This is a genomic window from Proteiniclasticum ruminis (genome assembly GCF_900115135.1).
Classification (GTDB): domain Bacteria; phylum Bacillota; class Clostridia; order Clostridiales; family Clostridiaceae; genus Proteiniclasticum; species Proteiniclasticum ruminis_A.
Window position 1 is genome coordinate 1 of sequence record NZ_FOVK01000006.1, and the last position, 14,801, is coordinate 14,801.

The 14,801-nt window shown below is 42.8% G+C and carries 12 protein-coding genes; 1 reads left to right on the plus strand and 11 read right to left on the minus strand.

The annotated features are described in order from the left end of the window. The 4 genes from BM243_RS09415 to BM243_RS09430 all read right to left on the minus strand — a co-directional run. Window positions 1-779 (minus strand): UPF0236 family transposase-like protein (locus tag BM243_RS09415; protein WP_177213499.1); only part of this gene is annotated, 779 nt, incomplete at its 3' end. A 246-nt stretch (window positions 780-1,025) separates the two neighbouring features. Then, window positions 1,026-2,384, minus strand: coding sequence for a glycoside hydrolase family 32 protein (locus tag BM243_RS09420; protein ID WP_177213500.1), 1,359 nt, complete (start codon window positions 2,382-2,384; stop codon window positions 1,026-1,028). 44 nt (window positions 2,385-2,428) lie between these two features. After that, window positions 2,429-3,808 (minus strand): PTS transporter subunit EIIC, encoded by a 1,380-nt coding sequence (locus BM243_RS09425; RefSeq protein ID WP_074912132.1) that lies wholly within the window; start codon window positions 3,806-3,808, stop codon window positions 2,429-2,431. A gap of 379 nt (window positions 3,809-4,187) precedes the next feature. Next, the gene (locus tag BM243_RS09430; RefSeq protein ID WP_207646187.1) at window positions 4,188-5,216 is read right to left on the minus strand and encodes a LacI family DNA-binding transcriptional regulator; all 1,029 of its coding nucleotides are present in this window, start codon (window positions 5,214-5,216) and stop codon (window positions 4,188-4,190) included. Between the two features lie 112 nt (window positions 5,217-5,328). On the opposite strand from BM243_RS09430, the gene BM243_RS09435 reads away from it, so the two are divergent. Then, window positions 5,329-6,192: an ROK family protein gene (locus BM243_RS09435; protein WP_074912133.1), complete on the plus strand. Its 864-nt coding sequence runs from the start codon at window positions 5,329-5,331 to the stop codon at window positions 6,190-6,192. Between the two features lie 66 nt (window positions 6,193-6,258). On the opposite strand, the gene BM243_RS09440 is transcribed toward BM243_RS09435, so the two are convergent. From BM243_RS09440 to BM243_RS09470, 7 genes are all read right to left on the minus strand, one after another. Further along, the gene (locus BM243_RS09440) at window positions 6,259-8,919 is read right to left on the minus strand and encodes a glycoside hydrolase family 38 N-terminal domain-containing protein (protein ID WP_074912134.1); all 2,661 of its coding nucleotides are present in this window, start codon (window positions 8,917-8,919) and stop codon (window positions 6,259-6,261) included. A gap of 53 nt (window positions 8,920-8,972) precedes the next feature. Then, a complete protein-coding gene (locus BM243_RS09445) occupies window positions 8,973-10,196 on the minus strand; it encodes a PTS fructose transporter subunit IIC (RefSeq protein ID WP_074912135.1) in 1,224 nt (407 codons plus the stop codon). 29 nt (window positions 10,197-10,225) lie between these two features. After that, a complete protein-coding gene (locus BM243_RS09450) occupies window positions 10,226-10,546 on the minus strand; it encodes a PTS fructose transporter subunit IIB (RefSeq protein ID WP_074912271.1) in 321 nt (106 codons plus the stop codon). Between the two features lie 17 nt (window positions 10,547-10,563). Continuing rightward, complete coding sequence (locus BM243_RS09455) at window positions 10,564-11,007, minus strand: PTS sugar transporter subunit IIA (RefSeq protein ID WP_074912136.1); 444 nt, start codon at window positions 11,005-11,007, stop codon at window positions 10,564-10,566. Between the two features lie 11 nt (window positions 11,008-11,018). Beyond that, window positions 11,019-12,878, minus strand: a complete 1,860-nt coding sequence (locus BM243_RS09460; RefSeq protein WP_074912137.1) for a BglG family transcription antiterminator — start codon at window positions 12,876-12,878, stop codon at window positions 11,019-11,021. Window positions 12,879-13,138: 260 nt separating this feature from the next. Then, complete coding sequence (locus tag BM243_RS09465; RefSeq protein WP_083422729.1) at window positions 13,139-13,921, minus strand: flagellar hook-basal body protein; 783 nt, start codon at window positions 13,919-13,921, stop codon at window positions 13,139-13,141. Window positions 13,922-13,932: 11 nt separating this feature from the next. Next, the gene (locus BM243_RS09470) at window positions 13,933-14,694 is read right to left on the minus strand and encodes a flagellar hook-basal body complex protein (protein ID WP_083422730.1); all 762 of its coding nucleotides are present in this window, start codon (window positions 14,692-14,694) and stop codon (window positions 13,933-13,935) included. Window positions 14,695-14,801 lie beyond the last annotated feature (107 nt).

Sequence of the window (14,801 nt, forward strand, 5' to 3'; positions counted from 1 at the left end):
CCATCTCCTGATAGATAGACTGTTCTAACTTTTTCCATATCATAGGTTTCTTCCAGATAATTGGCTACATCCAACCATAGAGACTCATTATCCGACAGAGCGGTAAAATAGCGTTTATGGATCAGCTGATGGCGATTTTTGGATAAGGGCTTACGCCCTTCATGGACATACACAATCTTGGCGATGGTGGATTTTCCATGCTGCAATGCAACATGATCCTCATCTGCTTCAATATAGAGCACAGAGGGCGTGCTATCCTTTCTGTCGGACATTTCCGCAGCCTCATTGGGGATAGGCTCTCTGCCTTTTATGACGTTCATCACACTCATCTTGGAAGTTATTCCACTGTAGGACAAAGCATCGATCGTTTTCTGATATGACATAGACGTTGCATGTTCCATAATCCTAGCTTTCAAGCCTAAATCCATTCTCTCATGTGGAGTGAGTCCTACCTGGTCGTCAGACAGGTAAGCGTACGCTCCTGTCTGCTTATGGACATAATACGTCCTCCTGAAAGTGATTTCGCCTAAAACCGTATTGAGTGTCTTCTCGTCGCCATTTCTTTCCACATACCAGTCTTTCTTTCTGCTTTTGCTTTCTTTGATTGCCTGATCCAGATTCTCCATGATTTCTTTTGCCACTAGGGCCGCTGTCTTTCTGAAATCCTCTTCCAATCTTGTTGTCATCTCACTGAAGTTTATCGTTCCAGCTAGAGCTCTATGAAGATTCTCCCCATAACTCCTAGTGATAATTTCCATAGCCTGTTGTATAATGTTCATGAGAATAGTCCTCCCGAGTGTGTTTTTTGGTTGCATATTAAGCATATCATACGGGGTTCTATTCTCTTTTATTTTTCCTACAATAATTTTACACTAGCCTGTTTACAGTATTTATTTTAATAAGCTGTTATCACTTTTCTTTGAATATTATTCCATTCTGAAATGCGTTCTGACAAGCGCATAACATTCTAAAAAAACAAGAAGCAGATGCCACGCACCTGCTCCGTATTAATATATCCCTTATTCTTAGCCTTTTTGAAATCCCGATATCTTCAGAGTCACTGTTTCTGAGCTTAGTAGAGAAACCATGCTATCTGAGGAATCCTCAAAACACCTCAAGGAAAACACCTCTTCTCCTCCGTTGATAAAAATCTCCAAGGAGGTATGATCTCCGATGATTTTCAGATTTCTGAGCCCTCGGGGCAGCGGCACTTGCCGGATCTCTTTCTTTCCATCCAGCCAGGAGACTCTTTCCACTGTAAACCAGTGATCCTCCAGTTTCAGTTCCACATCAGATGATACCCGGAGATGGATTCTTTGAGCCTCATTCTCATTGAGAACCTCCAGAAGAAATGATCCTTCTCTCCCAATCTTCAGATCCTTTCCGCTTACTGTGTTTTCTTCTCTGAAGAAACGCAGAAGCTCTGAAACGGGTGACTGCATGACTTTCCCCTCTGCATTCACTTGAAGTTCCCTCGGAATACTCAGGTGGTGGACCCAGCCATCTTTAAGTGTAGGCAAGGCTTCTTCCTTCTCCTTTTCCATGGTGCCCATCCACCCGAAAAGAAGAACTCTTCCATCGGGCATATCAAAGGTCTGGGGCGCATAAAACTCAAATCCACGGTCCAGTTCATCAAAAAAGTTTTCGTCTTTCTGGAATCTTTCAGATTCAAATCTTCCGGTATAGTAACCCGTCTGAAAAATATTTCTGAAGCGGTGTCCATCCTCCTGAAGGCCTTGAGGAGAAAAAAGAAACACATCTTTTTCTCCCAGCCTCACAAGATCCGGACATTCCCACATATACCCCAGGTCCTCTCTCTTCGTGAGAAGGGAACCCAAAAACTGCCAGTTCTTAAGATCTTTGGACCTGTACAAAATGGTATCCCCCGTGAGATCCTCTCTCTGAGCCCCAAGAACCATATAGAACTCTCCGTTTTCTCCCCTAAAGACCTTCGGGTCCCTTACATGGGCAGTATATCCAGGAACTTCTCCAATGACCGGCCCCAGTTTTCTGAAGGTGAAGCCGTCCTCCGAGACAGCGGCACACTGATAGCTTTCCCGCTCTCCTTCTTCATTCTTCACATTTCCGGTATAGAACAGGTAGAGTTTTCCTTCATGAACCAAGGCGCTCCCTGAATAGCAGCCATTTTTGTCGTAGGGTTCATCCGGCAGAAGCGCCGGCTCATAATAGGTATAATGGACAAAGTCTTCTGTCACCGCATGTCCCCAGGCTTTGTAGCTGTGGTCTGTCCCTTCTGTATTCCACTGGAAAAACACATGGGTCAGCCCATTAAAATGCACGAGACCATTGGGGTCATTGAGAAGACCATGGGGAGGGAGCACATGGAAATCCATGGCTCCATTTTTCTGTATTTTGTTTTTCATCTTTATCCTCCTTACATCCATGATCCTCTATGCATCAGTTCCTATCAGACATTGATTTCTTCAGAGATCTTCTTCGCCTGCAGTCTTACAAAGAAGAACGCACTGGCAAAAGCTGCAGCGATGACGATAAGGTACTGCACTAAAGCACCCACAGAGCTTGTGTACAGAAGAAGACCCGGAATGAAGGTGATTCCCATACCTGTAGCAGTCAGTCCAAAGATATAGGTTACAAGTCCGCCGATGGCTCCACCCAGAATACCAGAGATGAATATCTTCATGCTTCTCAGGTTCACTCCAAAAAGAAGCGGCTCTGTGATGCCAAAGAGCGTGGAGGTGGTGGAAGAGATGGCATTGGTCTTCTTCAGCTTGTTCTTCATAAGAAGCGCTGCACTGATGGCTGCGCCAAACTGCCCCGCCATACTGGCAGTGCCAAGAGGGTTCAGCACGTTGGTGCCTGTGTCCGCCAGAAGCTGCAGCTCGAGGATAGAGAGAGAATGATGAAGACCTGTGATGACCAGCACCTGCTGAAGACCTGCGTAAATCATATAGCCGATACCAAGAGGCGCTTCAATAAGCATCAGAATAAAATCAGACACGTACACTTCCATCTGATGGGTGATGGGTCCTAAGATGAACAGCATCAGGAAAATGGTGACAGTGAGTGTCAGAAACGGTGTAACCACCAGGTCAATGAGCTGTGGCACCACTTTTCTGAGATTCTTCTCAATCTTTGCCACCAGAAGTCCTGCAACGATGGCAGGAATGATGGAACCCTGATATCCAACAAGAGGAATGCTGATGCCAAGAAGGCTCACATAAAGAGGTGATGCATCTCCTCCAGCCACAGCCCAGGCGTTGGGCAGCTGAGGCGCTACCATCATAAGACCCACAACAATACCGATGATGGGATTTCCGCCAAACTTCTTGGTGGCGCTATAGGCGATGAGCACAGGAAGGAACGCAAATGCTGTATCTGTCAGCATCTGGAACAGCATGAGCACAGTATCACTCATTTCCACACCAAGCTCCAGCAGCAGACCTCTCAGTCCCATAAGGAGCCCTGTGGTCACAAGAGCCGGAATAAGAGGAATCAGAATATCCGCAAGGGTTCTCACAATCTTCTGTCCAGTGTTCATATTGGAGTAGACATCTTCCTTGAAGCTTGCAGCTTCTCCAGTGCCTTGGGTGGTTTGGAACTCCTGATATACTTCATTGACCTTTCCTGTTCCAAAGATAAACTGATGCTGTCCGGTATTAAAGAAATACCCTTTGCTTCCCTCCACATTTTCTGCGAGGGCTTTGTCCACTTTGCTGTTGTCGTGCAGGATGATTCTGAGTCTTGTGGCGCAGTGTTCAAAATTTTTGATGTTTTCTTTTCCGCCTACGGCCTGCAGGATGTCTTGAATCGATTTTTCATGTTTCATAAGATTTCCTCCTCCATCTTAGGGTAGCATAAAAGTGCGTGCAGTTTAAATATTGAACCGGTTCTTATAATTCTGGTAATTTCTGAAGATTGAGTTGAATTTTCATAGTAATCCTAAATCTATTTCTCATTTTACTTCTGTGTTCATTACAAAAATATCCTTCATAATCAACGGTTTTATTCTTCTTTTGTGCTATTTTATTTAAAATAAGTTCGTGATATAATTTTATCTGATAATTGGAACCGGTTCTAATTTAGTTTTATTGTAGTGCATCTTTTTTCATTTGTAAAGGGTATCAGGCAAAATTAATAAAAAACTTTTAAAAATAAAAAATCACCCAAAACCTTTGAGTTTTAGGTGAAATGCTGTACCCCTCTAATTAGAGCGCTTTCGTGGATTCCTTTGGGAGAAACTCTCCACTCAGAGCAATCTTCTTTGGAATTTCCTCTCCCTGCAGGAGCCTCAGAAGATTTTCCGCAGCGATTCTGCCCATTTCTTTGTAGGCATACCGCACCGTCGTGATGGATGGTGTCACAAGATCCGTGATGGAGTACCCGCCAAAGCCGGAAATAGAGACATCCTCCGGTACTTTTCTCCCCAGGGTGATGCTGGCTTTATAAGCTGCCAGAGCAATGTTGTCTGTAGCGCAGAGGATATAGGTTTCTACTCTGTCTTTCAGGTATTCTTTCAGAAACCGGAAGGTTATATCAAAATTAAAATCAACCTCTTCTTCCTGCACATCGATGCCTTCTGCGTTTTTAAGGACATCCATGACGCCCTTTTTTCGGAGAACCCCTACAGACTCGTCTTTCTCTGTGACCCCAAGATAGAGGATCTTCTTATGGCCAAGCCTCAAGGCATGTCTTCCCATGGCAGCTCCCGCTTCTTCCTCCTCATGGACGATGGCATAGGTGGCATCACTTCTCTGTCCTAGAAGAAGCACCGGGATCCCGATTTTTTCCATGGCTTCTTTATGGGCTCTCGTCACGTCTGTGGCAAGAAGAATGATCCCCGCCACCTTTTGCCTGGAGAGCGCATAGAGGTTCTCCACTTCCCTCTCCACATCCTGATCTGTATTTACGATGAGAAGCTGATAACTCTTTTCTCTTAAGCATCGGTCCACACTCTGAAGGATTTCATTTGTCGCATACGAGTTCAGCCTGGGAATGATGATGCCGATGAGATTGGACTGCTTCACTTTCAGGCTCTGGGCGAAGGTGTTTGGCACATATTCCGTTTCTTTGATGATCCGGTCCAGCGTTTCTTTTGTCCTTCTGCTGACAGACCCTCCATTTAGATATCTGGAGACGGTGCTTTTTGCCACACCTGCAAGTTTAGCTATATCATTGATGGTCACCATGTCTTCTTCCCTGCCCTTTACCCTTTTCTTATCTTCATCATACCACAAAGGAACCGGTCACAAAATGAGCTTTGAAAAATCACTGAAAACATTGACAGAGTAGTAAACTTCACCCAAACTAAAAGAAAGCGAAAGAATAAAACATTTAGGAGGTATATTCATGAGACTTGGCGCAATTGAAGCAGGAGGCACAAAATTTGTTCTGGCCGTCGGAAATGAGAAAGGAGAGATCTTTGAGAAGATTTCCATTCCTACCAGAACTCCAGAGGAAACCACGAAGGACGCTTTGAATTTTTTCAAAGATAAAAACCTTGATGCCCTTGGCATCGGATGCTTTGGTCCACTGGAGCTGAACAAGGACAAGGAAAAATACGGATACATCACATCCACCCCAAAACCGCACTGGGGAGATTTTGATATTCTGGGCAGTCTGAAAAAAGGTCTGAATATCCCGGTGGAGATTGCCACAGATGTCAGCGGAGCTGCACTTGGGGAAATCACTTTCGGCGATTACGAAAAGGAGCATACACTCCTCTACATCACCGTAGGCACAGGCATCGGTGGAGGTTATGTCATTGATGGCAAAATCCATAACGGGATGCTTCATCCAGAGATGGGCCATATCATGATTCATAAAAACCCCAAGGACACCTATGAAGGATTCTGCCCCTATCATAAAACCTGTTTGGAAGGCCTTGCCGCAGGCCCTGCCAATGAAGGAAGAACTGGCATGAAAGGGATCGACATCCCAGAGGACCATGAGTCCTTTGATTTCATCGCAGAATATATGGCGGAAGCCCTCATGTCCTATATCCTGATTCTTTCTCCCACTAAGATTGTTCTGGGTGGTGGCGTCATGGGCAGAACCTATATGATCCCAAAAATCAGAGAAGTCCTTAAGGAAAAACTCAATGGCTATGTGAAGACAGACCAGATGGAGAACCTGGAGGAGTATATCGTAACCCCTTCTCTAGGGGTAGAATCCGGTATAAAAGGTGCCTTGGCACTGGCGCTCATGGCGTAGCATGGCTAGTTTATGTTTTGATATACAAAGGGAACGGATCACTCCGTTCCCTTTATGCTTTCATGACTAATCGATGCTATATGTCTTAACCTCGCAAGGTTTAAGGGTGAACTCTGTCATCTCTGCTCTTGTCTCATCCAGTCTGACTTCACACAACTTCTTCTGTGACAACCCCTGGATGTCTAATTCCTCTACATTCCTACTTGAAGGGTTAAAGAATCTAATAAGTATATTGTCTTTCCCTTCAGCTTTTTTCACAGTAGATAGCACCACTCTACTGTTAGATTCAAGAAGACTTTTTGAATCACTAAGCTTCTTCTCTCTAGGTATATTAAGCACAAAATAATTTGTATTATTCTTGAACTGCGCAGCCTGATAACCAATCACCGGGGTCAATATCTCTTTTGCAGTTTGGCTCATCACATGTTCCTTTACTGTTCCATTAAAGACCGTTACAGTGTAGGTAGCTGACAAACACTTACCTATCAGCGCGGCATCTGGTGTAGCAGATTTCGTTCCCGATTCTCTTCCTGGCCTGTCATTGAGGTTGTCCTTTCCTAGATACGGCGTTGAACGATAAACTGTCATTGCAATCTCATTATACTTGTCTCCTGTGACCTGATACTCTCTGACATTTTCTGTAAAGACAGCTACTGTATTTTCTTCATTACTAATACTAACAAACGACTGCATCGGTTCAATGGTTCTTGGTTTCTCATTCCAGCCATTTTCTTTCCAGTTTTCCACTTCCTCAAGATATACTGGTCTTTCGATTAGACCGAACTGCTGGTCAGCCACAGAGCACTTTGCCTCTATATCCGTATTCACTATTAACCTCATGCGGTGTTCGATAGCGGCATTCATCGTACTTAAATCGATGTGGATGTGTTCATCATTCTTTCTCAGCTCAATAGTTAACCGGATGGGTTGTCTTATATTTCTAATCCCCTCCGCCCTATTCAGCAGATTATATGGAAGATCCATATTAAGTTTCAACACTGCTCTACTTACAAGACCTGTTATTTCTGTCTCAATATTCTCTACTTCAAATTCTCTAATTGTCATATCCTTCTCAGGCTCTGAATAATCATAGGTATCCCCTTCGTCTCCTGAGTTCTCAAGTTTAAGAAAATCACTCCATTGCTTCAAGGCACGTTTGTCAAGTAGATCTATTTTCCCATCTGGATTAACTGAAATTTTGTAGAATTCATTTTCAAGGATACTTTTATCTATTAATAATCTTTCTTCATCTTCAGAGTCTTCTTCCACTTCTAAAACCGGGTTGATCTCATAAGTCTCATACCCTAGCGGAACCATATCTTTCACAAGTATCCGAACCTCAGCTTCATAAATCCTTATTTCTTCTTTATTCCACTGAGGATCACGGTCGTCATCTACTCCGATTTCCCGAACGGACTTAGCCCTAATTTCTTCGGTCACATTTTTTATGCTGATTACTTCATGAGACTGGAGTTCTCCCCTTCTATTTCGTACTTCAAATCGCTCACAAGGTACAAAAAGAGTTAAAACAATATATCCATCTCTTCTGGATGGAAGCAAATTATACAGTTGGAACTGAAAGACGTTCTTTTCCTGAATATTCATTCCGATCTCCCGAAGCTTCAGCTCCATTAGGTCTTCAGCGAGATTTCTTGCAGTGATAAATCGGTGCTCGACATCCACATTCGTACGATCGGAGTTGCACATACCGATGCTGTCATGTGCAGAATTATCCAACATGAGCTTCCAGATTTTCTCCATGAGCTTTTCTTCGTAGACAAATCCTGAAATATAAGCTAATGAACAGATTGGTTCCAGAGAATTGACTATGAAATTCTCCAGGGTGTTGTTCATGGATTTGAGATCAGCCCTGGTAGAGAAAATACTCTTATGCACCCGACTATGTTGTCCCCATGTGAACTCTCCCTGATAAGTCATAAAGTCTGTATCGGATTCTTCCATACTTTTCATCACATTTTCAATCTGACCTATCACGATGTTCAGATCCTTTTTTAGATTCACTCCGCTTTTCACGATGTCAAAGAGATTCTTCCGAATAGGCTTCTGGTCTTCACCATTGAAAAGTATAAGAGTCCCTGTGGTGGAGCTCGGTCCTAGAAGCTCAATCATTTCATCCAGATACCGTTTCAAACCCTCTGTATCATTTGGAGGGTAGGCCATACTGCCATAATGATAGATGTTATGGGTGAACACCCTGGACCCGTCTTTTGATTCCCAGTAGAACTCTCTGTCTTTTGTTATGCTATCCGCGATTCCTCTTCTGAACATGGCATACCTGATTCCAAAACCGTTATAAATCTGAGGCATCTGTTCAGACATCCCAAAAGAGTCAGGCAGATATCCTATCTCCATGCTGTGTCCGTATTCTCTAGCTTGCCTTGTACCATAAAGTAGATTCCTAATGATACTTTCTCCAGATACCACCAGTGTGTCAGGCTGAGTATACCATGGCCCTGTCATCAGGCGTCTCTCCTTCACTAGTTTTTTTAGAGGTTCTAGCATATAAGGATGTAACGCAATGTAGTCCTCAAGAATAGATGTCTGACCGTCCAGAATGAATGAACCAATCTCTTCATCCTTCTCGAGAAACTCGATGATTTCATCAAAATCTTTGAGTGAGTATATCATAGACTTTGAGGAAGTAAAATACCATTCACGATCCCAATGAGTATGTGGAAATATTACAATTTTCAACTTCTCTTTCATTTGTCCTCCATAAAATCATGAGGAACTGTCGCCAGCTCCTCACAATCATCAGTTTATTCTTCTACAACAAGTTTGCCTTTTTTAATGAGATTGTTTCTGTAGTAGATATTGACTAAGGCTACGAATATGACGCCCACTGCAAGTCCTCCCACATAAGCCAGCTTATTGCTAACCAGCGGCCATGCCCAAATTGCGGACTCTGGGAACCACTGCACTGCACCTAGCGCAATACTTGTGAACGCTCCAAGTACTGAACCTACAACATATAACGGTATCGTAAATGCAGGTCTTTCCATTGCAAAAGGTATGGCACCTTCGGAGATACCCATGAATGCAAGGAAGATAGATGTTTTTCCTGCTTCGTAAAACTCCTTTCCATAAATTCTTCTTCCAACAAGCTTTCTATCAAGCAGTGTTGACAAACCAAGACCAATGGATGGGGTTACAATAGCGATTACTCTTGCAGTAATAGGAAGTACTCTTTCAGTGGTGAAACCTAAGGCTACGAATCCAGCTGCTTTGTTAACAGGACCACCAAGATCAAAGGCAGTCGTTGCTGCAAGAACCAGAGCATACACATACTGACCCGTTGATCCGGCTAACGTCAGCAGGCTTCTTATTCCTTGATTCATCCATCCGCCAACAGGTGTGATCACAAACACCATAAGCACCATAGTGAAAACAGCTGCAGTCAAGGGAATCAGGAATGTCGTTTTAAATGCCATCCAGTTTTTGGGTAGATTAATGGTTTTGCTCAGCCACTTAACAAAATACCCCACTGCGAAAGCTATGAGAAGTGCCCCCATAAAACCAGAAGCTGTAGGTGCAGACGCCGTCCAAGCACCATCAGCTACACTCAGTCGAGCTATAGGATTATTCGCCACATATCCACCTATAAAGCCTGCGGCCAGCGCTGTTTTTCCTCCAATGGAATATGCGGTAAAAGAGGCAAAAAGAGGAATCGCAAATCCGAATAAGGTGAATCCAAACTTCTCCATAATGCTCGCTAGGCTTAGTAGTGACTCATTTAAACCTGTATAATTGCCAGTATTCAACGCATCAACGATAGACATAGACGGATCAATATTTAGTAGTACATAGGGGATAATCTGGGAGAATGCACCGATAAGTCCTCCCATAATGAGTACTGGGATCATGTAAGAGATTCCGGTCATCAGGTGTTTACTGATTTCAGACCACACTCCTTTGTTTGATGACATCTGTGATTTCTTAGGAGCTGCATCACTGTCTCCAATAATTTTCTTAGTTACTGCCATGATATTTCCCTCCAGTTTTATATTTTGGCTTAATTGATACCTTGGTCTTCTTCAATTTCTTTTAATACACCTCTGGCATTTCTAATGATCTCCTGAAGGCTAGCTTCATAGACCTCATACCCTTCAAATCTCTCGATACCATTAGGGGTAACCGCCACGGAATGGATGATTACATCTGCTTCTTCAATATCTCGTCCAGAAAGTTCACCTTGGATGCCATCAGATCCCTGTGTCTCTACCTTGTACTCATATCCCATCTCCTTTGCTGCCTGTTCCAGTGCCTCTGCCGCCATGAATGTGTGTGCAAGCCCCATAGGACATGCACATAGTGCTACTAGTTTTCTTTTCATTTCTTTCTCCTCCGTGCTCAATTAATCGCTTCATATACTGCGTTATAGATTTCGTCTTTGTCCATTGACTCATGGAGAATCCTTTTAAAATCCTGATTCATAAGTCTCCGAGATAGACTTGCCAACATCTTCAAGTGTGTATTTCCCTCACTTTCAAAGGGAGTGAATAACACGATGAACACATCAGCATTTTCTTCCTCAGACCAGGATAATGGTTCCGTCGTTTTCATAATCATGATCCCTGGAGTTTTGATGTATTCAGATTTTGTATGAGGAATTGCAAACCCCTCACCCAAGGCTGTTTCAAATTCTTTCTCTCTATCCAGCAAGCCTTTATGTACTTTTTCTTGATCACTTGCATATCCTAATAAACATATTTTTTCAGCAATCTCTCTTAGCAGATCCTCCTTTTGATCAATATGAACATCAAGATAAATGTTATCCTTAGTAAAAACTTCCATACCGTACTCCTCTACTGCACATTTTTTAATATTTTCATGAAGCTCTCAAAATTAGAAAAGCGAATCATGCTTTTTACTGCTCCTTCATCTTTTATGAAGTTATACAGATACTTGAAAATATCAAGATTCTCTCGATCTTCTCTGTTGAAGCATACGAGAAAAACCAGCTGAACATTTTCCTTGGTCCAATAAACAGGACTTTCAAGAAGACCTACACTGATAAATGACTTATCCTGATAACTTGAAAGAGTGTGTGGAATTGCCACAAGATTACCGATATCGGTAGAGGCCATCTTTTCTCTGTCCAGAACCTCCTCGATGACCCGCTCATTCGTAAAACCGTTCTTTATCAGCTTCAGACCCATAATATTAATGATTTCTTCCTTTGAGGATGCACTGATTATATTGAAGTTCTCAGGATGAAAGAGATTTCCTGATATCTTTTCTATCTTCGATTGTTTCAGTGCGTTCTGCTCAAGCAAATCAAATACCTCATTAGTAAAGATATTCTCCACAAAGATGACAGGGGTATTTGTTCTAATTTCTACATCCACTGTAGTAATGATGATATCTGCTTCAAGTTTAAGCGCTACATCCAAAAAAGCTACAGGATATACCCCCACTACGCTGTAATCTTCAAACCTGCTCATGATTTTCTCCTTGAGGAGTTGAGACGAACCCATGCCATAATGGCAGATAATCATGATCCTTTTCTTCTCCCGACTCTTTCTCCTTTCTTCAAAGGAAGCCAGATGAAGTGTAATGAATCCTATCTCATGCTCACAGAGTTTTACCTTAAATCTTTTCTCAATCTGCATCCCCATGAGTGCCGCCAGATCAAAATCCATGGGCAAATTCTTCTTAATCTGAGCAATTATCGGATTTGAGATTTCTACACCTTTTCTTGAACGTTTTAGGAAAAGCTCAAGATGAAGTTTCAGACTATTGACCAGATGTTCATCTTCCAAATATCTATTACCAGTGATCCGTTCGAACTGATGAAGCATTTCATCTACGAAAATCGACAACTCATTATCACTAGACAGCCTGTAGCTGTTCAGTATCCCGCCAATTTCAGCGCTGATGTAGTTCATCTCATCAAGATTCACATGGATTCCAGTAACAAAACTAATCTCAGCAATGATAGACGAAATAATCTTATCGGTGACAATCTGTTGTTGAGGACTGATTGACTTATTTTTCTTACATCTAGAAAGCATGATGAGAATTTCAAGTTTTAACAGCCTAAAGTCAAAATCTGAGATTATCAGGTTGTTCTCCGCTAGTTTCTTTTGTATAACACCATTGATCTCCACAACCTCACTTGCTGAGAGATTCTCAAAGAAGCTTAATACCCGGTCCTCACTGACTTCAAGTAATATATCCAGTATGAGTGTTCTGATATCTTTCTCCAGTCCAGCGAAAACAAGTCTTCTTTTCTTATCCACTATGATTTTAAGATCATAAGGTTTAATTTCTTTTTTTAGAGAATCTAAAAGTTGAATGACCCGTGGTATGCTAAGACATAAAAGTTCGCCAATAGCTTCCACTGTATTATTTGAGTGATTGTATAGTGCTTTTATGATTATCTCATTTCTCTTCTCCTCAGAATCATCCACATGCTGGTCAGAGATTGTATTGACCCATTCTTTGAGATTCTTCCGATCTTTCTCTGGAACCTGAAGAAGATACCCAATTCCCTTTGAAGATATGATCTCGGCATTAAATCTTCTGATAGAATAGTTTATATCTTTTATATACCTCATGATAGTACGTGGTGAGACCTTAATCAGCATGCTCAGTTCCTCTGAAGTACGATAACCTTCTTCAGTCAGCATATGAGATAAAATATTATGCTTTTTATTATCCAAACTCATTTCACCTACTTTAACTTAATTGTAAACATTTACTTAGAAGAAACTCATAATCTTTGTCGGACTATATGACAACGTAACCATAAATCTATTATATTCAACAAAAAGAGGCAGATTTCTCTGCCTCTAGTTATCTCCATTTCACTTCAGATGATTATGCATGTTTTTAGACTGTATTGTCATGATGTACTGGACGATTTCCATAATAGCAGCATCTAACAGACAAACCACCTTATCATCTCTCACTCAACCATGTACTAAATAATGGTGTTGATCACTTCCAGCATCTCATCTGCAGTGGTGATGCTCTTGGCATTGAGCTGATACGCTCTTTGAGTAAGAATCATCTCCGTCATGCTTTCCGCAATATCCACATTGGACTCTTCCAGATGTTTGTGACGGATGACCCCAAATCCCTGGGCATCATCAATACTGTTTGCCATTTCCATGCCTTCTGGGAGAAAATACTTGTTTTCACCTAAAGATATGAGGCCATCTTCAGCACCTGGCTGAAATAAAGCGACTCGGCCCAGCTCAATAACTTCTCCTCTATCATTGCGCCCGGAGATGACACCATTTTCTGAAATGCTCATTCCATCGTAGCTTCCGATGCTTCCCGCCGGAACATAGGATTCATAAACAAGACCATTTCCTTCTCCATCTGTCAAAGCACCATCTGCACTCATAGAGAAAGCTCCATTTCTTGTAAGAAGAAGATCACCAGCCGCGGTCATGACCCCGAAGAATCCATTTCCTTCTATCGCCATGTGGAAAGGGCTCTCTGAAGGCTTCAGAACCCCCTGGGTGAAGTTTGTTTTCGAGACCAGGGCTCTGGACCCTATGCCGATAGAAGCACCCTCTGCGTTCTCTGAAACCGCTGCATGACTTCTTGAGATCTCATTTCTCAAAAGGTCTCCAAAGCGGACCTCTTTCTTCTTGTACCCGCCTGTGGTGCTGTTGGCAATCTGGTCTGCCACGTTATCCATGACTTTCTGGGATGTCTGCATCCCGGTAACTCCAATTCTCAATCCGTTAAACATCGCGTTCTCCCTTAATTACGGCCAATCTCATTGACCGTCTTCTGAAGTGTGTCATTAAGCACCGTCAGCGCTCTCTGATTTGCCTGGAACTCTCTTGAAATCTCCATCATCTTCACAATCTCAGCACCCATATCCACATTGGCGCTTTCAATGTATCCTTGTCTCACAGATGCATCGCCCATACCAATGCTGGCTTCCCCCGTCACATAGACGGTTTCTCCCCGGAGCTCAAAATTCTGTGTATCATTGAAATTGGAGATGAGAAGACGCTGATCTGAACCAGAAATGGTTCCATCTTCCCTTACTTCAAAATAATCTCCGGACACAAAAATCTCTTCTACGGCCCCCTGGCCATTCACAGCAAGGACGGGATATCCTTCTTGAGTCACAAGACGTCCATCTCCGCTGATCTTAAAATTACCGTTTCTGGTATACCCTGTTTCCCCATTTTCCAAGGATAGCGTAAAGAAGCCATTGCCATCCAGCGCAAAATCCGTAGCAATCCCTGTTTCTTTCAGTACACCTGGGGTAAAGTTCGTCACTGCTCCGTCAATCTCTGTGCCAAAATTAATGGTGCCCAGTTCCTGAACTCTGTTGTTGTTTCTTCCGCCTGCACGGTTGTAGATATCAAACTCCTCCATGGCTCTTTGAATGAGGTCCTGATATTTGAATCCAGGAGTGTTCACATTGGCCGCGTTGGCGGAGTTGTTCTCCTGCTTTTTCTGCAGGACATTCATCTGTCTTGTGACATTGTATAAGCTTCTAATGATCATTCTTCGTTTTCTCCTCCCAGATTGACTCGGACTTCTTCCGGATAGACCATACCTAAGTCCCTTGCCTTCTCCTCCACAGAAAGGTTCACAGAAAAGGACAGGGAAAG